Raw genomic sequence first — 17,971 nt, 5'->3', positions numbered from 1 at the left:
AGGAAGGGGGATCCATTCCCTTTTTCACGCGTTAGCGTATCGGTTTGTATGTCAAAGGGCCGTTTGGACGCTTTTCCGGACGGTTTTTCTTATTCATTTATCAGAAAGTATATCGTGGAAGCGGCTCTAAATCTCGATAAACCACAGCGTTAAAGACGCTGGCAGGCGTTTATCCTTGAGCTTTTTTTTGGTAGAATGAACCGTATCAGCAGCTAAGAAGAAAGGTGGAATAAAACATGGAATTTATCCGTATCCGAAGCATCGATGACGACTATTTCCGGCAAATGCACGAATTAATGGGGCGGATCTTCCCGGCCGAGGAGGTGCTCGCTTTCGATCTGTGGGCCGAGCCTTTGCTGGATGAAGGGTTGCGCGTCATGGTGGCGGTTCACGAAGATCAGGTTGTCGGAGCTACGGAATACCGCTATTATCCCGACATGGGCGTGGCGATGACCGACTTCACGATTATCGGGCAGGAAGGGCTTGGCGTAGGCCGGTTCCTCGCTCAAGAGCGGCAGAAAGATTTGTTCGAATGGGTAACAAGCAGCGGCGGCAAGCTGAGCGGCATGTTCGCCGAGATCTATAATCCGTATCTGGTCGAGGAGCACGCCTTCGGCGGCATCAAGCCGATGGACCCGTTCGTACGGCGTGAAGTGTTGTCCCACCTCGGCTATCGCCGACTCGACTTCCCTTATGTTCATCCGTCCTGGGAGCTGAACGGGGAGGCCGTAACCGGACTCGATCTGTGCTTCCTGACCTATGACGAGAGCTTGAACGAACTGCCGGCCGCGCTGGTCGCCCGGTTTTTGCAGACGTATTACGCGATTCAGGATAAAAAGCCGGAGGAGTGGTACGAGATGGTCCGGCGTCTGGAGCAGCTTGACCGGGTACCGCTGCTGCCAATCTAAGGGGAACCGTCGCCGGTTCGGAAAGCGGGGGAGCGGAATGTTGGGAAGCTTTTTGGGGGATTTGGCCGGGGAGGACGGCAACTGCGATTTGTTGAACCCGGTCTATGTGGAGCGGGCGTGCGCGGCGATCGGACTGCCGGATGAGATCACGGAGGCGGTTCGTCACGGAGCCGCCCGTATACGCGAAGACGCGGCCTTGTCGGACAAGGCCCGGCAATTTCACCGGGAGCTGTTCGTAGAGCGGCTTCCGCACGGAGAGGTGAACGAGCGGCTGCGCGCTTCCGGCCCGCACTCCGGGATGCTGGCCGCGGTTGTATACATGGGAGCGCTGCCGCAGACGATTTCCTGGTACGAGTCGAAGGGCATTCCGGAGAACGTGCTCGTCGATACGCTCCAGGATATGGCCGTATGGATGCGCCATTACAAGCGGTATCAGGGAGAATGGGGACTCGGCCAGACGAATTGGCTGATCAAGCATTGGACCGGCAAGCTGTTCCGGCTCGGCCGTCTCCAGTTTATCTTCACCACGTACCGGAAGCCGGTAATAGCGTTCCGCCACCGGCAGACCGGACGAATCGCCGCCTTAAGTGACTCCGTAGTCCGGTACCGGGCTGACGGGCAAGTGGACGGAACGAATGGCATATCCGATCCGGAGCACGGCTGGACGTCCGTCTATACGTATGACGGGAACATCCATACCGGACACCTGATCTCGAAGGACGGCTCGGCGGTCCGGAGTCCGGTCCGCTTGTCTGATGCGGAGTGGGAGCTGGTGCTGGAGCCGGGCGATACGGTGCTTGACGTGCACATCCCTGAAGGCGGCAAAATGTCGCACGAGCTGTGTCGGGACTCCTACGGGCAGGCGGTCACGTTTGCGGCGCGGCATTTTCCGGAAGTGCCGTACAAAGGGTTCGTCTGCAGCTCGTGGCTGCTCGGACCGGTGTTCAAGCAACTGCTGCCGGCGGACTCGAATATCGTCCGGTTCCAGTCGGATTATTATGTGACGCCAATCAAGTCGGACGAGGATCAGACGCTGGAGCGGGTGTTCGGCTTCGGTACGAAGCTGGACGATCTGCCCCGTCTGCCGAGAGAGACGACGCTGCAGCGGATCGTGTACGATCATCTTGCGGCGGGGGGACGTATATACGGCGCGGCGGGATTTTTGCTGAAGGACCACTCGGCGGGCGGGACTCCGCTGGCGTCCGAAGTGGAGCTCGGCCAAGCCGATACATAATGCCCCGCCGAATGGAGCATCCTAAGGCAAGATTTTGCCAAAGGAGGCTCCACTTCTCATGTCCAACCAATACAACAACAACAAGCACGACGCGTCGCCGAAAGACAACAATCAGGAGAAGTCGACGAATGAACACGGCGAGCTGCGCAACGGCCGTCTCAGTATGATCAAGAATAACAACTCGACAGGCGGGGAACGCGAGAACGAGTATTTGCGGGAGCTTGTGGACAACCGGGATATTCATTAGAAAGACGGAACGGCTGCAAAAAAGGCCGTCATAATGCGAGGCAGAGACGAGACCATTGGGAGTTCACCCGTTTTGGCGCGGCTTCCGATGGTTTTTTAATTGTTTGTCCGGAGAGAGCCGGGACAGGAGATAAACTTGACTTCTGTGAGATTTGTGAAGGTAGTATTAATGGAAGTAAGTAGAATTGCAGATTTATTCGATGCACGAAGCCAATAGGCAACACAAAATCCCGCCCATCCGGACGGGATTTTCGCTTTGTTTCGCCTACCTCACTTATCCCCGCGGTCCACATGCTTACGTGGAGAGTTTTTGCCGGTTTGGGCATTTTTGTCGGGCAGATGGAGGTGATGGTGCTCGGTTTCGCCGGTGATGCTGTCGACCTCATAGCGGACCAGCGTCCAGGAAGTCGTGCCGAGCATCGGGTCGGCCGGGAAGACGTCGCCCCGCTCCATAAATTGCTCGCGGCCCCATTCGTTCGTGTAGACGCCTTCGACCTCGACGGGTTCGCCGGACATCGGCTCCATGCGATCATGTTCGCTCATTAGGGAAAGTTCCTCCTTGCGATGCGTAATTGCCGCGAAATTCCATTCGCCTCTGGCAACTTTACTATGCCCAATTTTGGTTATTTCATGAGAGACGTAACCTGCGGCGTACGCTGAATAAAGGAACCTAGCAGATCCATGCTTTTTCCTTATAAGCTTGAAAGATTTACCATAACTAAAGACGAGATAGTGGCATATACATGTATCATACAGCTCCAAACGAGGGGAGGAGGGGACCGGAGAGGCAGCAGCACTTTATAAGTTTCACCGTTTCACCTGTATTGAAAGCGCTTCACAAATCAGCCGTTTCAAAAGGAACAACGCGCCAATCGGCTGCACGTCCCCGGTTACCGCGAAGATAACGTTGTACGGTCGCCCAGGACACGGCTCCAGCGGCGTCCGGACCAACCAAAGCGAGACTAGAGAGAACGTGCACCGCCCAAGACCATGCTATTACGATCATTTGATTAGGGAAGGGGTTCTGGTCCATGAACAAAAGCCAACTAAGCAGAAAGTGGCCGGCTGCGATCTCCGCCGTCTTGCTGGCCGGTACGATCGCCTCCGCCTGCTCCGGCGGCAAAGGCACGGCGGGGGACGATACGCCCGCTCCCGGTGGAGATCCGAAGGCGAAGGAACGGATCGAGCTGTCGATGTTTTACAACAACTCCGGGCTGGAGCATTTCCCGCTCGATACGACCGATCCGAGCAACAATCCGTTCCTTAATATTGTGGAACAGATCGCCAATGTCGATCTGAAGGTCGAGGTCCCGCCGTACAAAGATTACCAGACGAAGTTTAATCTGCTCCTCTCGTCGGGCAAATTGCCGGATCTGCTGCATACGAACTATCCCGATCCGACTTACAAGGCGGGGCGAGACGGCGCATTCATCGATTTGAAGCCGTATTACGACAAGTCCCCGATCGTGCAGAAGTACATTACGCCGCAAATGATGGAGCTCGCCAAAGACCCGATCAGCGGCAAATACTGGCGCATTCCGATGGCCTACGACAAAGGGCCGCAAGGAGCCGGCATCTTCGCCCGCTACGACCTGGTCGAGAAATACAACGGCGGTAAGTGGCCGGAAACGGTCGAGGATTGGGTGGAGCTGCTGCGTAAAATTAAAAAAGCGGAGCCGGACGCAATCCCGATGTCGAACCGGGTGATCGGCGACACGATGTTCGCTTACGGCGGGGCCGTCTTTTTCCAGCTGTACGGGGCGAATCCGTACGGCTCCCGGATTCAGGGCGGCAAAGTGATCCCGAACGTCGTGCTGCCCGAATATAAGGCGGCCGTGGAGTTGATGCGCTCGCTGTATGCGGAAGGACTGTTCGACAAAGAGTTTGCGACGACCGACACGACCAAATGGTCGACCAAATGGCTCAACAACAACGTGTTGTTCCAATGGAACACGGCGGATCAAATCTTGCCTGGGCTCGCTGCGAACATGACGACCGGCACCGACGTCCAGAAAAAGTACAAATTCGTATTCGCTCCGCCGCTGACGAAATACCCTTCCGTTCTTGCCGACAAAAAATATGCCACTCCGGGACTTGGTCTGCCGATCAGCACGCACGGGCTGTACATTCCGGCTTCGTCCAAAAACAAGGACCGCGCCTGGGACGTCATCGAAGCATTCGCTTCCGAGCAGCTGAAGGAGGAAATTTTCTGGGGCAAGGAAGGCGAGACGTATACGATGAAAGACGGGAAACGTGTCCCGATCGCCGAGAAGCTCGGAGCGAAGGAACGCACCTGGTCGAAGCATCTGGCGTTTGTTTTCGGCTTCACCGACGGCCAGGACGCGCAAAACGCGCTGTATGAGCTGCAAATCGGTACTCCGCTGTTCAATCAGGTGCGCAGCAGCATGAACGTGCTGCAGAACGATGCGCAGAAGATCGGGCTCGCGGCCATCCCCGGTTATGCCGAGCCGGACGAAGTCGTCAAGAAAAACTCGGAAATGTGGCAGGCGGTCAATAAGTTCACGTCCGAGGCGATTATGGGGCGTATTACGATGGATCAGTTCACCAAGGAAGTCCAGGATTGGGAGAAGAAGTACCGGACACTGAAGTACGAACCGCTGCAAAAGTATATCGACGCGAACGAAGAGAGTCTGCGCAAGCTCGGCTACACGATGGTCGACTGGTAATAAGCAGCCTGAAACCTGAAAACGGCCTGTGGCCTGTCCCCCGTCCCCGTCCGTTCCCGGAGCAAGATCCGTCCCGGGAGCGGGCGGCTCCATCCCGCCTGCTATTCTCTTAAGGAGGTGCCGATTCGATGAACGACTCCGCTGCTCTTGGAACGGTTCCCGGGACGAACAAGCCGAAGCGAAAACGGGTGCGTGTCCAAACGCTCCTGTCGCTGTATCTGTTGTTCGCCCCGACTGCCGTCCTGCTGTTTTTGTTCAACTATATCCCGATGTACGGAATCATTATCGCGTTTAAAGATTACTCGATCTACAAAGGAATCTTTCGCAGCGACTGGGTCGGCTTCGAGCATTTTGTTTACTTTCTGACAGACGACAAGTTCTGGTCCGTGTTTCAGAATACGCTGATCTTGAACTTCTACGATTTATTGTTCGGATTTACGAGCCCGATCATCTTTGCGTTACTGGCCAATGAGCTGTACCAGAAAGCGTTCAAGCGGGTCATGCAGACCGTATCGTATTTGCCGCATTTCTTATCGTGGATCGTCGTCTCCGGTGTGTTTTATTCGTTCCTGTCACCGGAAACGGGGCTGTTCAACCGGTTTATCGGGCTGTTCGGCGTCGACCCGATCTTCTTCATGACCGAGCCGGGCATCTTCCGCGGCATTCTCGTCTTCGCCGATATATGGAAGGGCGTCGGCTGGTCGGCGATTCTGTATTTCGCCGTTATTGCCGGCATCGACAGCAGCTTGTACGAGGCGGCGTGGATCGACGGGGCGAGCCGATGGCGGCAAGTGCTGCATATTACGCTTCCGCATCTGGTGCCGATGATTACGCTGCTGTTCCTGCTGCGGCTCGCCCATTTATTCAGCATCGACTTCGACCGGATCTTCCTGATGCAGAACCCGCTCGTTTACGACGTGTCCGACGTAATCAGCACCTACGTGTACCGGATGGGGCTGGAGCAGTCCCAGTACAGCTTAACGACGGCGATCGGGCTGATGCAGAGCGTTCTCGGCTTCCTGCTGCTCATCGGGTCGAACCGGCTGTCCAAACGGTTGACCGGTCTGGGCATGTATTAGTATAGGTCAGAAGGAGGAGGAGATCCGAGTGCACCGTTATTCGTCGCCGTCCCGAATCGTTTTTCAATGTTTCAACTATACGTTTTTCGTCGTCTTCTGCATCTCCATCCTGGCGCCGTTCATCAATGCGCTGGCCATCTCGCTCAGCAGCTACCAGGGCGTGCTGTCGGGTAAAGTCGGGCTGTGGCCGATCGATTTCCAGCTCGATTCGTATCAGAAGATCGCCTTCAACTACACGTTTCTGCGCTCGTTCGTCAATACGGCCGCTCTGACGGTGATCAATACGCTATTGTCTGTCGTCGTCTCTTTGTGCGCGGCGTATGCGCTGTCCCACAAGCTGTTTGTCGGCAGAAGCGCGGCGTTCACGTTTATCTTGATTACGATGTTTTTCAGCGGCGGACTGATCCCGACATACCTGAACGTCATGAACCTCGGCCTCGGCAATACGTACTGGGCGCTCATCCTGCCCGGGCTCGTCAGCCCGTTTTATATTATCGTGTATAAAAATATGATCGACCAGCTGCCCAAGGAATTGATCGAATCGGCCGAGATCGACGGGGCCGGGGAGTTTCGGCTGCTGTTCCGTATCGTGCTTCCGCTCGTACTTCCGATGACGATGGCGTTTGTCATTTTCAGCGCGGTGGGGTATTGGAACCAGTGGTTCGGCGTGCTGCTCTACATCAAAGAAAAATCGATGTGGACGCTTCAGTTCCAACTGCGGGAAATATTGAACAACGCCCGGCTGGAGGACGAAGTGCTGAATCCGATCGGCCAGCAAATCATTCACCCCGAAAATTTGAAGATGGCGGCGCTGATGGTCACGGTACTGCCGATTATCGTCATTTATCCGTTCGTCCAAAAGTACTTCATACACGGCCAATTTGTCGGGGCGGTGAAAGGATAGCGGCAGGGCAGTTCCTTGGAAAGGACGCAGAAGGAGAGTAACGCGTAAGGCAGATGGAGACGGGCAGAAGCAGGGATCGAACGCCAAGGCCGCTCTAGAAGCGGCTCTTTTTGCATAAAGGGCACAGCTCCCGGTTACCGGAGCTCTCAGCGAAGCACAGGAAGTGGCATCAGAGCCAAGGACCCGTTTTGGAGAGGAGACGGAGATAACGCCGGGAGAGCAGGGGCTTTCTTCGTCTTACAGGGAGGGAGACACCTCGGAGGCTGACATTTATTCACACCTGAAACCGGTTACAATTTTTGGCCTATATTCCATACGAATTTGGCGTGAATATTTTTGAAAGGCCCCTTATAATACCCCATGAAAGCGAATTCAAACTCCATAAAATACCTGTACTTTTCTTGTATGGGTGACTCGTGATGATACGAAAATTCCCCGCCGGGAAAGGGGTGGTCGCGATGTAACGGGCCGCGCAAATCATGTTGCAAAAGAAGGTACATCGACAAAAGATCCAACCGGCAACTAAGGTCATACGAACTTGCAAGAAGGGGGCAAGGTTTATACACGGACACCCGATCTGCTTCAGCCCGTTTCAAGGGCGATGCTGCAACCGACCCCGTACGGGGCAGATCCGGGCAACAGGCGCGCGATCGATGGGACCGTGACCAGAAACAGCGGCCAGTCCACACGCCGTACCGCACAACCCAAGTACTTCTCAGACAACCACTCCGAGCAAAGACGCTTCCTAAGACGCTCATCCAAGACGGCTGCGGCCGACATTCTTCTCTTATCCGTCTATCCACCACCACGAACCCGCTGCGATATTCAAATCATGTTTTACGTAACCGAAAATGCCAATATGCGATAGAAGGGAGAGTTGTTCATGTATCGAACAAATAAAGCGCTTTCATTATTCGTGTGCTCGATGTTAGCCGTTTCGCTGGCTGCTTGCGGAGGAGGGGCGAGCCCGGGCAGTACGCCCGCTCCGGGAGACGGAGAGAAGAAGGAGGACGCCAAACCCGTCCCGAAAGATCCGTATACGATGACGATTTTTGCTCCCGGCGTAAGTGTGGAAGAGCTGAACACCCGGTTCGGCGAAGCGTTAAAAAAGAAATTTCCGCATATTACGTTTAATTTCACTACGAGCTCGGCAGGAAACAATATTACAGATTTGGTCAGCAGGGGGGAGATCCCCGATCTGATCCGCACCGACATCCCGTCCTTGTATTCCGGTTACTTGGATTTACAATTGGGAGTCGATCTCAAGCCTTATATTCAGAAGCATAAATACGATTTAAACCGGTTCAATCAAGTGTTTATCCGCGAGATCGAAGATTATACGCGCGACGGGAAGCTGTACGGCCTGCCGGTTCCACCGTTTTTCCCGAACGTGCTGTATTACAATAAAGATTTGTTCGACAAATTCGGTGTCGACTATCCGCGCGACGGCATGACCTGGGATGAGGTATATGAGCTCGCCAAAAAGCTGACGCGCACGGAGGGCGGCACGACGTACCGCGGGTTCACCGCAAATCTGACCGGCATGCTGCGCGACAATCCGTTCTCGATGCCGATTCTCGATCCGGAGAAGGATCAGCTGCACGCGCCGGAGAAATGGCAGTCGGTATTTATGAACCTGAAACGGTTTTACGATATACCGGGCAACGCGCTGAAAAGCTCGGCGGATGAATCGGCGGCTTTCGGAACCGGTTTGTCGGCGATGGCGGCCAATCTGCACAGCGTCTACTTGAAAATCCCGAATGAAATCAACTGGGATATCGTGTCGCTGCCGACGATGAACGGGGCGCCTAAACGGGTAAGCCAGCGCGGGCCTGCCTACTGGGCGATCACGGCCACGAGCAAGCATAAGGACGAGGCGTTCGAGGTCGTGATGGAGATGCTGTCCGACGAGATCCAGATGAAGGACGCACTGCAGGGCATTCCGACTACGCTGGCGAGCAAGCAGATTCAGGAAGCGCTTGGCAAGGAGCATCCGATCTACAAAAGTAAAAACATGAAGGCGGTGTCCTACTACCCGCCGACCGATCCGACGGTGAAGCGCAAGCAGGGCCTGATCGACATCCCGCTCGGCAATCAGCAATCGTTCATTATCGCTTCGTTCGTCGACTTTGCCACCGGCAAGGACGATCTGAACACCGTGCTCCGCAAGCTCGACGAGACGCTCAAAGCGAAGCTGGCGGAAGAGAAGGAGAAGAAGCAGGCCAAGTAAGCAAAGCGCAAACGGTGTAATCCGGCTTGCGGCTATTCGGAAGAGCTCTGCCGTGATCTCTAAACCGGTGCTGAAACTAACTTCCGGCCGCGTGTTGGCAAAATCGTCCGCTAATTCCCATATACATGTAATAAACCGATAAACCGGCGCACCGTGCAACAAGCTACAGCTGCCGCAGCCGGGGCGGCCGCCATCTTGTCCGTCATCTGGCCTTAGACCATTCGTTCATGCTCGTATCTGATAACGATTCCAGATCGTAAGGGGTGCTTCTCATGCTCAGAAGATCGGTTATGCTTGCAGCGGCGGCGGTATTGGTGCTCGTATCCGCCTGCTCCGGCTCGGGTTCCGGCGGCAGCCAGCCGCAGCCGGCGGACGGGGCCGCGGCGGAACCGCCAAAGCCGAAAGATCCGGTAAGGCTTGTTTTCTACAATGTCGGCGGCAACTTCAACGCGGAAGGATACTGGGAGGAAAAGTTCGGCAAATATATTAAAGCGAAATTCCCTCATATTACGCCGGACTTCATCCCTTCGACGAGCGGCAATCTCGCCAAGCTGCTGACCGGAGGAGAGCAAATCGACGTCGTATTCGGCTCGGTCGGCTTGTCGTACAACAGTGTGTTCCTGAACAACATGCAGGTGGATATCGAGCCGCTAGCCAAAAAGTATAAAACCGATCTGTCCCGCTTCGAGCCGAAGACGCTGGAGATGATCCGGCAGATGAGCGACGGCAAGCTGTATGCGCTCCCGTTCGACAATCAGGCGGCCGTTATTTATTACAATAAAGATCTGTTCGACAAGTTCGGCGTCCCGTATCCGAAAGAAGGGGTCACCTGGGATGAGCTGTACGAGATGTCCGTCAAGCTGACGCGCAACGAAGGCGGCAAGCAGTATTACGGGCTGACCTTGTCCCCGACCCATTACTTCCTGCGCAACCAGCAGTCGCTCAGTCTCGTCGATCCGAAGACGCTGGAAGTGAAGCTGGCGAACGACGAAGTGAAAAGCCTGATGAACAACATCGCGCGGTTTTATCAGATCCCAGGCTTTAATCCGGATAAGACGAAGATGGACAGTCTCGTCAAAATGTTTTTCCAGGAACAAGTATCGGCGATGTGGACTCCGATCAGCGGTCTGCACGTCGAGAAGGATCTGGCTCCGCTGAACTGGGACATCGTCTCGTATCCGCCGCTTAACGGCAAGGGGGCGCAGCCTTACCCGACGTTCGTGTATCTGAACATTGGAAGCAAATACCCGGATGAAGCGTACCAGGTGATGGACTACTTGACGTCCGAGGAATTCCTGACCGAAAAGGCGAAGGCGGCCACGTTCATTCCCGCTCTGAACAGCCAAAACATCCAGCAGGTGTTCGCCCAGGATACGGCGCTGTACAAAGGGAAGAACATCTCGGCCATTCCGCTCAAAAACATGGCGGCGCCTTCTCCGCAAAGCAAATATTATTCTACCGCCACGACCCAGCTCGGCGTTCATGCGCTGCGCGGCATTTTGTACGAAGGCAAAGATATCAACACGGCGCTTCGGGAAGCGGAGGAAGCGGTGAAGAAAGTGATTCAGGAAGATAAGAACAAGTAAGGATGGACGAACGGCAGCCGTCCGCTTACGCGAGCGCGGTATGTTCGGAACGTTGCCCCGGCTGCGGCTCTTTAGAGCACGGCCGGGTTTTTCTGTATGCGTCATTCGGCCAAAAACGAGAACAATCGGCCGCGTATTGCGTAAAAAGACTCTATTCTGCAATTCTTTCGAATATTATAATGAAGAATACTTATGTTTTTGCTAGAGTGCCGCAAGGAAACGGGTAAAGCAAGAAAGAGGGGAACGCGAACGCAGATGGGGAGTCGCAAGCATTCGCAGAGCTTGTATTGAAGGAGGAACTATTTATGAGTGAAAGCCATGTACGGTTAAATAGGAAAATGGTTCGGTGGAGCTTATCCGCCCTGGTGGCGTCCGCGCTGCTAGTAAGCGCCGGTTCATCCGGATGGCCAAGTGCCGACGGGGCAAAAGGACCGGGGCTGCTCCTGCAGGTGTCAGCCGCAGAAGCTTCCGTCTTCTCCGACGTCACCACCCACTGGGGGAGAGCGTCTATCGAATGGGCAGTGAAGCAGGGAGTCGTCGACGGGTTCGCTGACGGTACGTTTCAGCCGGACAAGCTCGTCAGCGAGGCGGAGTTCGTCACGATGCTGCTTCGCGCCTACGTCGGGAGCTCGGCGATTGCCGATCAGCCGAACGCGCCCTGGTACGCCAAGTATTACGCCTACGCCGGCGAGATGCATTGGCCTGTCGATGAGGCACGCGCGAATACGCCATATAAGAGGGGGCTTGCCGCTCGCCTGCTGGCCGCTTCGCAAGGGCAGGACCTAAGCGAATCAGGCTCGATCGGCTATTTGCTCGACAACGGGCTGGCGCAGGGCAAAACCTCCGGTACAGTGGAAGGATTCGGTGCCGGCGATACGCTGACCAGGGCGGAGTCGGTGCAATTTATTCGCAACTTGAAAAGCAAAGCCCAGTATATAAGTGGGCTGCCGGCTCCGGTCCAGCCTTTTGCGGTACGGGGAGTGTCGATCGGGGATTCGGTGTCGTCGGTTCAGACGAAGCTGGGCGCCCCGGATCGCCGGGATGCGAGCGAATACGGATTCGAATGGTACATTTACAATGCGGATTATGCGAACTATGCGCAGATCGGCATCATGGACAGAAAAGTAGTCGGCTTGTACACGAATTCGTCCCGGTGGACGACTTCGAAGGAGGCCGTGCAGCCGGGAGCGGCTTCGCGCGATGTGGTGAAGACGTTCGGCAAACCTCTCGATTCGATCACGAAAGGATTTACGCGGTATTTGATCAATTCGCCGGGGGTCGAGGAGGGGATGTACGAAATCGACGGCAGCTACGTCACGTTCTACTATGATACCCACGAGGGGAGCGCCATTGAGGCGATCCAGGTGATCGCGAAGGATACTGAGGAAGCGAAGAAAGACTACTACGGAACGCCGAGCGAGCGGCTCCGGACCGCATACGAGCTGGAGGCGTTCGATCTGGCCAATGCGGCGCGGGTGAAGCGCGGCCTAAAGCCGTACAAGTGGGACGACCAGGTGGCCGGCACGGCCCGCAAGCATAGCGAGGATATGGCGGTGAATCAATATTTTGCTCACGAGTCCCCGTCAGGGCAAAATCTCGGAGCGCGATTGGACACGGGCGGGGTCGATTACGAGAGCGCCGCCGAGAATATCGCGGCCGGTCAACCGAACGCGATTACCGCGCACGCGGGTTGGCTCAATTCGACTACGGGACACCGGAAAAGCTTGCTCAGCGACTTGGAGCGGCTCGGGGTCGGCGTGTACTTCGGCGGCAAGATGCATGTGTACTATACGGAAAACTTCATTTCACCGATGAACTAGCGGATTTGCGTCGGGTGCCCGGCTTCGCATGACGGGGGTCAACCACAGATTTTGCCCGTTATGCGCCCGAAGTTCGGGCCGGGCCCGGGCTCTTGCAGCCGTTGCTTTTTTCGGCAAAGTTGGGTACAATGTTGAGCAAAGCATAATTGCGGCCATGAAGGATCAATAGTACCTGACGCCACTTTCGCACAAGCGACCCGGGGACGGTGAAAGCCCGGGGAAAGAAGCAGGGAAACGGCAATCCGGAGCTGCATACGTTCAAAGGGGGCGCGTCATCCGTACGCGTCAACTAGGGTGGAACCGCGGGTGCTCGTTACAAGCTCTCGTCCCTAGGCATAGCATCTATGCCATGGGAGAGGGCTTTTTCTATTGTCCGGCTCCGTTCATGGCAAACCGACAAGCGGAGGAGAGTATTAAAGATGAGTGTAAACATGGATCAAATCGTAGCACTGGCCAAACACCGGGGCTTTGTGTTCCCGGGCTCCGAGGTGTACGGCGGCCTCGCCAACACGTGGGACTACGGTCCGCTGGGCGTCGAGCTGAAAAACAACATCAAGCGCGCATGGTGGAAAAAGTTTATCCAGGAGTCGCCGTACAACGTAGGGCTCGATGCGGCGATTTTGATGAACCCGCAAGCTTGGGTCGCATCCGGCCACGTCGGCAACTTCAACGACCCGATGATCGACTGCAAGCAGTGTAAAGCCCGCCATCGCGCGGATAAGCTGATCGAGAACGCACTGTCCGAGAAAGGCATCGAGATGGTCGTCGACGGTTTGTCGTTCGACCAGATGGGCGCGCTGATCGTGGAGCACCAGATCGCTTGTCCGGACTGCGGCAGCCGCGATTATACCGACATCCGCCAGTTCAACCTGATGTTCAAGACGTTCCAGGGCGTGACCGAATCGAGCTCGAACCAAATATATTTGCGTCCGGAGACGGCACAAGGCATTTTCGTCAACTTCAAAAACGTACAGCGCACAATGCGCAAAAAGATGCCGTTCGGTATCGGCCAGATCGGCAAAAGCTTCCGTAACGAAATTACGCCGGGCAACTTCACGTTCCGTACGCGCGAATTCGAGCAGATGGAGCTTGAATTTTTCTGCAAGCCGGGCGAGGATATGCAATGGTTCGAATACTGGCGTTCGTTCTGCTTCGAATGGCTGAAGACGCTCGGCCTGAAGGAAGACCATATCCGTCTGCGCGATCATTCGGATGACGAGTTGTCCCACTACAGCAACGCGACGACGGACATCGAGTTCCGGTTCCCGTTCGGCTGGGGCGAACTGTGGGGCATCGCCGACCGTACCGATTACGACCTGAAGCAGCATATGGAGCACTCCGGCGAAGACTTCCATTACATCGACCAGGAGACGAACGAACGGTATGTTCCGTATTGCATCGAGCCTTCGCTCGGCGCGGACCGGGTGACACTGGCTTTCCTGATCGACGCTTACGAGGAGCAGAAGCTCGAGGGCGACGACAGCCGTACGGTGCTTCATTTCCACCCGGCTCTCGCTCCGTTCAAGGCGGCGGTATTCCCGCTGTCGAAGAAGCTGTCGGAAGGCGCCCAGAAGGTGTTCTCCGATCTGGCGAAGCATTTCATGGTCGATTACGACGAAGCCGGCTCGATCGGCAAACGGTACCGTCGTCACGACGAGATCGGCACGCCGTTCTGCATCACGTACGACTTCGAATCCGAGCAGGACGGCCAAGTGACGGTCCGCGACCGCGACACGATGGAGCAGACGCGTATGCCGATCGCGGAGCTGAGATCGTTTATCGAGCAGAAAATTTCATTTTAATGGCATAAACGAAAAGAGCGCCCCGTCTTTCCCGATATAAGGGAGGGACGGGGCGTTTTTTTCAATGACGATTAGTTCCAGCCCGCTTACAGGTCCATCGCAACTTTAACAACCTTGCAGTTGTCTAGTATATATAAGGTACCGGGAGGTGGAGATTATCAATCGTTTCTTACTCGGTATTATTAGCTTTATCATTATCGTTGGTTGCTCAAATCAGGATCGTTTAGCAAAACATGAGCTACAGCCTTCAGTTCCGGCTTCAATTAAACCAGATTTAACTGATTCTGAGACGCCACAACCAAATATCAATGTGAGTAACGATCCAAAAATTCTCGAGCCTGAATTGAATACGAGTTGCAACGAGGCTCAGAAGTACGGTAACGAAATTAGTGAAGAATTTATCAAATTGAATATTCGCTTCGGCATAGGACCTGATGACGTTTCGGCGTTTTTCGGGAACCCCTGTGGTTTGGGGGGAAATGCTCTAAATGGATTAACTGAGTGGCGTTATGATTACTACGCTGACCAAAATTACAAATTCATGCCTGATACGCAGATCTCAATGTATGATGATATTGGGTTAAAAAGTGGGAAGATGAGGCTTCAATTGTTTATAGGATGGCTGGATAATAAGTCAGCTTATTATAGTATTTTTTATATATCTAAAGATGGTGAGATAATAAATTCTTATGATGCCCCAGAAGAGTTGAAAAATCGGGTATTTGAAGTTGTGGATGAATGAGAACCGGTTTATAATTACAGCACATTGCTGAGGAAATCTACCTAGTTTAAGTCTCCGAACTTTCGGAACTAAGTAAGTAGTAACGAGAAACCAGACAACATTATTTGAATAGCCAACAAAAAAAGACGACCGGTCCTACATTGAAGGAATGAGGGTCGTCTTTTTTTATGAACTTTGTGCACTTGTAAATTCCCTTGCCTGACGGTAGACGAAACGATTCGGCAAGGCAAGGGACAGTGGTTCCAGCTTCTTCCTCAACTCGATGAGCTCGAACTGGAGCTGCCGATTCCGCTGAAGGAAGAGCTGCTGGTGGAAGAACTGCTGGTTCCGGACGAAATTCCGCTGCCGGAGCTGCTGCCGTTAACCGTGGTAGTCGAGGTGGTGGTGCTGCTAGTTGTACTTCTAGTACTGCTGCTGGTTGTGCTGCCAGTTGTGCCGCTAGTACTGCCGCCGCCCGGTGTTGTGAAGGTGCCGGTCTTCGGACTCGTCGTAGGCGCAGTCTGATCAGGAGCGGTAGGCTTTGGAGCCGGAGTCGCCGCGGGGGTCTGGCTGCCGGAGGCGGTTCCCGGCTCCGCCTTCCTCGTCCCGGTGGACACCCCCGAGGATCGCGGATAGTAGGCTACGCCGTTATGATAATAAACCGACGAGGAGGAGCCGTTGATCGCGCCGCCTCCGTCATCGCATTCACCGTCGTTGTCCTGGTCCGTGCAATAGTCGTCCGCGCGGTCATCAGGCGGTGCTGTCGGAGCCGTTGCCGACATGTTCGAGCCGGAGCTGCCGCCGGTAGTATAGGATGTATACGACTGCGGCGGCGGGGCTGGCGTTCTGGAGGCGCAGCCTGCCGCTGCGGCCGACAAGGAGGCGGCCAGAAACAAGCTGACGAGAGCTTGCGTAGAGCGGGATGACGGTATCCGTTCCGTCGTATGTTTCATAAGTGCACTCCCTCCGTTATCCGAATGTACCGTTTCATACGGATTCGGGGTGGGAAATGTTTCATTCCATTACCTATTTCTCTAATTCATCGTTAATCTGGTTAACCTTGCATCGACGCTGTGCGGATCTTTGCTTCGCCGCCTGCTTGCGCCCCTCGCTGTAACATTTGCGGCATACCGGCACGTAACTTTCATTGCCGCCGATCATAATCTGCTCGCCCTCAAAGACCGGAACGCCGTCCTTGCAGCGCATATTCATCGTAGCTTTGCGCTGGCAATGCCAGCATACCGTCTTCACTTCCTCGATCTTGTCCGCAAGCGCCATCAGGTGATAGCTGCCCTCGAACAATTTGCCCTGGAAGTCGGCCCGCAGCCCGTAGGCGATAACCGGAATGTTCAGTTCATCCACGATGTCGCACAGCGCCTTCACCTGGGACTCGTTCAGAAATTGGGCTTCGTCGACCAGGATGCAGTCGGGCTTCTCCCGCTCCGCCAGTTTGTACATATCCAGCTTGGATGTAATCACGACCGCTTCCTTCCGGATGCCGATCCGGGAAGTGATGATGCCCGTGCCGTACCGGTCGTCGATCGCCGGGGTGAACAGCAACGCTTGTTTGCCTTGTTCCTCGTAGTTGTGGGCGGTGCGCAGCACCTCAATCGATTTGCCGCTGTTCATGGCACCGTACCGGAAATACAATTTTGCCAAGATGGCCGCATCCCTCTCTGCTTGCGCTAGTATCGGTTTGTTGGAGTTTAAAGCCAACACTCACCGGAAGGCATTCCTTTCCTTTCCACTCCCGAGTTCATAGTGAATTGGCAGCCTCGTCAATCAATCATTACCCAGCATAGCGGAAATCGGCGGGGCTGAATAGAGGGGAGAGGGCCTAGTCCAAATTCACAGCTGAAAGTGGCTTGAAAGGGGAGTTGGCCGCTGCAACGCCTTCTCATCCCATAGGATAAGCTCTGAAAATGTACAAGGCCTCCCGCAGCGGGAAGCCTGGAAAGAGGAGGGCAAGCTGGGCGCGCCTGCCTAGCCGCCGTGCAGCAGCCTGAGCCGGAAGCAGTTGATCGCGGTTTGTCCCAGTTCTTCGAGCAAGCCGTAGTTGGCCCATGCTCCGACGATGGCGCCGATGCCCGGCACAAGCTGGAGCATCTTCCTGAAGTCGATGGCGTCCCGGTATTCCTGCTGCAGCTTTTCCCAATCGACAGTTTGCAGCGCATGCTCGCCTTCCGGATATTGCAGCGCCACTTCATCCCAGTTGCGCACGATCCGGTACACCCGCACCTTGTGATCGCGCCCCGAGAAGGCGAGCTGGAACACGTGCAGCAGGAACAGCCGCTCCCTATAGTCGCGGGTCGAATAGCCGTACAGATGAGCGAGCTCGAACAGGCATTTCATCTTAATCGCGATCAGCGCGGGGAAATCGACGAGCCCGAGGGCGAATCCGCCCGCTCCGGTTCCGGCACCTTCGGCGGCGGCGATCTTTTTGTACGTATTGACGACTTCGACCGCTTTCTCGTCCCGCTGCTGCAAGGTCAGTCCCGTCTGCGGCAAGCTTTTGGGGACAAAATCGAGCGTGAACAGGACAGTGCTGAAAATGCCCTTCACTGCGGTAGTCAGGGCGGCGTGTATTTTGGCAGGAATTTTTTCGTTGATTTTGGTCTGAATCGATTTGGACGTTCGCTCCAGCAAACCGGGCTGCTTCAGAAGCCCGCGCTCCCATTCGGCGAGCCGCGTGCGGATCGAGTCCTCGTACGTGGTCATGGGCATCGTGTTGCCTCGCTTTCGGTTCATGTACGG

Annotated in this window: 15 protein-coding genes; 11 read left to right on the top strand and 4 right to left on the bottom strand. The window is 55.1% G+C overall.

The genetic code is table 11. The annotated features are described in order from the left end of the window. The first annotated feature begins 236 nt into the window (after positions 1–236). From IDH45_RS21360 to IDH45_RS21350, 3 genes are read left to right on the top strand one after another with little or no spacing between them, the layout of a single operon-like run. Complete coding sequence (locus IDH45_RS21360) at positions 237–908, top strand: GNAT family N-acetyltransferase (protein WP_190930166.1); 672 nt, start codon at positions 237–239, stop codon at positions 906–908. Positions 909–945: 37 nt separating this feature from the next. Then, on the top strand, positions 946–2,142 hold the full coding sequence (locus tag IDH45_RS21355) for an acyltransferase domain-containing protein (protein ID WP_190930165.1): 1,197 nt from the start codon (positions 946–948) through the stop codon (positions 2,140–2,142). Between the two features lie 58 nt (positions 2,143–2,200). Then, positions 2,201–2,389 (top strand): hypothetical protein, encoded by a 189-nt coding sequence (locus IDH45_RS21350; protein ID WP_190930164.1) that lies wholly within the window; start codon positions 2,201–2,203, stop codon positions 2,387–2,389. A 269-nt stretch (positions 2,390–2,658) separates the two neighbouring features. Here IDH45_RS21350 and IDH45_RS21345 read toward each other — a convergent pair whose 3' ends face one another. Continuing rightward, complete coding sequence (locus IDH45_RS21345) at positions 2,659–2,931, bottom strand: transposase (protein WP_190930163.1); 273 nt, start codon at positions 2,929–2,931, stop codon at positions 2,659–2,661. 488 nt (positions 2,932–3,419) lie between these two features. Here IDH45_RS21345 and IDH45_RS21340 point away from each other — a divergent pair, with 488 nt between their 5' ends. From IDH45_RS21340 to IDH45_RS21305, 8 genes are all read left to right on the top strand, one after another. Beyond that, positions 3,420–5,075: an extracellular solute-binding protein gene (locus tag IDH45_RS21340; RefSeq protein ID WP_190930162.1), complete on the top strand. Its 1,656-nt coding sequence runs from the start codon at positions 3,420–3,422 to the stop codon at positions 5,073–5,075. Between the two features lie 128 nt (positions 5,076–5,203). Further along, complete coding sequence (locus IDH45_RS21335) at positions 5,204–6,154, top strand: ABC transporter permease (protein WP_190930161.1); 951 nt, start codon at positions 5,204–5,206, stop codon at positions 6,152–6,154. A 28-nt stretch (positions 6,155–6,182) separates the two neighbouring features. Further along, a complete protein-coding gene (locus IDH45_RS21330) occupies positions 6,183–7,058 on the top strand; it encodes a carbohydrate ABC transporter permease (RefSeq protein WP_190930160.1) in 876 nt (291 codons plus the stop codon). An 883-nt stretch (positions 7,059–7,941) separates the two neighbouring features. After that, on the top strand, positions 7,942–9,288 hold the full coding sequence (locus IDH45_RS21325; RefSeq protein WP_190930159.1) for an ABC transporter substrate-binding protein: 1,347 nt from the start codon (positions 7,942–7,944) through the stop codon (positions 9,286–9,288). 272 nt (positions 9,289–9,560) lie between these two features. Continuing rightward, on the top strand, positions 9,561–10,874 hold the full coding sequence (locus IDH45_RS21320; RefSeq protein WP_190930158.1) for an extracellular solute-binding protein: 1,314 nt from the start codon (positions 9,561–9,563) through the stop codon (positions 10,872–10,874). A 305-nt stretch (positions 10,875–11,179) separates the two neighbouring features. Beyond that, positions 11,180–12,694: a CAP-associated domain-containing protein gene (locus IDH45_RS21315; protein ID WP_190930157.1), complete on the top strand. Its 1,515-nt coding sequence runs from the start codon at positions 11,180–11,182 to the stop codon at positions 12,692–12,694. 419 nt (positions 12,695–13,113) lie between these two features. Beyond that, a complete protein-coding gene (locus tag IDH45_RS21310) occupies positions 13,114–14,496 on the top strand; it encodes a glycine--tRNA ligase (protein ID WP_190930156.1) in 1,383 nt (460 codons plus the stop codon). Between the two features lie 148 nt (positions 14,497–14,644). Further along, on the top strand, positions 14,645–15,238 hold the full coding sequence (locus tag IDH45_RS21305; protein ID WP_190930155.1) for a hypothetical protein: 594 nt from the start codon (positions 14,645–14,647) through the stop codon (positions 15,236–15,238). Between the two features lie 254 nt (positions 15,239–15,492). Here the strand turns inward: IDH45_RS21305 and IDH45_RS21300 are convergent, their stop codons facing one another. From IDH45_RS21300 to IDH45_RS21290, 3 genes are all read right to left on the bottom strand, one after another. Then, on the bottom strand, positions 15,493–16,170 hold the full coding sequence (locus IDH45_RS21300; protein ID WP_190930154.1) for a hypothetical protein: 678 nt from the start codon (positions 16,168–16,170) through the stop codon (positions 15,493–15,495). A 73-nt stretch (positions 16,171–16,243) separates the two neighbouring features. Beyond that, a complete protein-coding gene (locus tag IDH45_RS21295) occupies positions 16,244–16,876 on the bottom strand; it encodes a thymidine kinase (protein ID WP_190930153.1) in 633 nt (210 codons plus the stop codon). Positions 16,877–17,200: 324 nt separating this feature from the next. Next, a complete protein-coding gene (locus tag IDH45_RS21290; protein ID WP_190930212.1) occupies positions 17,201–17,935 on the bottom strand; it encodes an EcsC family protein in 735 nt (244 codons plus the stop codon). Positions 17,936–17,971 lie beyond the last annotated feature (36 nt).

This window comes from Paenibacillus oceani (assembly GCF_014705615.1).
GTDB lineage: Bacteria > Bacillota > Bacilli > Paenibacillales > NBRC-103111 > Paenibacillus_AB > Paenibacillus_AB oceani.
The sequence above is the reverse complement of the archived record's forward strand: the minus strand, read 5'-3'. Positions and strand labels throughout refer to the sequence as shown.

Excerpts from the sequence above, each read along its gene's own strand:
- IDH45_RS21355 (WP_190930165.1), top strand. The coding sequence starts at position 946 with ATGTTGGGAAGCTTTTTGGGGGATTTGGCCGGGGAGGACGGCAACTGC.
- IDH45_RS21360 (WP_190930166.1), top strand. The coding sequence starts at position 237 with ATGGAATTTATCCGTATCCGAAGCATCGATGACGACTATTTCCGGCAA.
- IDH45_RS21350 (WP_190930164.1), top strand. The coding sequence starts at position 2,201 with ATGTCCAACCAATACAACAACAACAAGCACGACGCGTCGCCGAAAGAC.
- IDH45_RS21315 (WP_190930157.1), top strand. The coding sequence starts at position 11,180 with ATGAGTGAAAGCCATGTACGGTTAAATAGGAAAATGGTTCGGTGGAGC.
- IDH45_RS21310 (WP_190930156.1), top strand. The coding sequence starts at position 13,114 with ATGAGTGTAAACATGGATCAAATCGTAGCACTGGCCAAACACCGGGGC.
- IDH45_RS21300 (WP_190930154.1), bottom strand. The coding sequence starts at position 16,170 with ATGAAACATACGACGGAACGGATACCGTCATCCCGCTCTACGCAAGCT.
- IDH45_RS21290 (WP_190930212.1), bottom strand. The coding sequence starts at position 17,935 with ATGACCACGTACGAGGACTCGATCCGCACGCGGCTCGCCGAATGGGAG.
- IDH45_RS21345 (WP_190930163.1), bottom strand. The coding sequence starts at position 2,931 with ATGAGCGAACATGATCGCATGGAGCCGATGTCCGGCGAACCCGTCGAG.
- IDH45_RS21335 (WP_190930161.1), top strand. The coding sequence starts at position 5,204 with ATGAACGACTCCGCTGCTCTTGGAACGGTTCCCGGGACGAACAAGCCG.
- IDH45_RS21325 (WP_190930159.1), top strand. The coding sequence starts at position 7,942 with ATGTATCGAACAAATAAAGCGCTTTCATTATTCGTGTGCTCGATGTTA.
- IDH45_RS21340 (WP_190930162.1), top strand. The coding sequence starts at position 3,420 with ATGAACAAAAGCCAACTAAGCAGAAAGTGGCCGGCTGCGATCTCCGCC.
- IDH45_RS21320 (WP_190930158.1), top strand. The coding sequence starts at position 9,561 with ATGCTCAGAAGATCGGTTATGCTTGCAGCGGCGGCGGTATTGGTGCTC.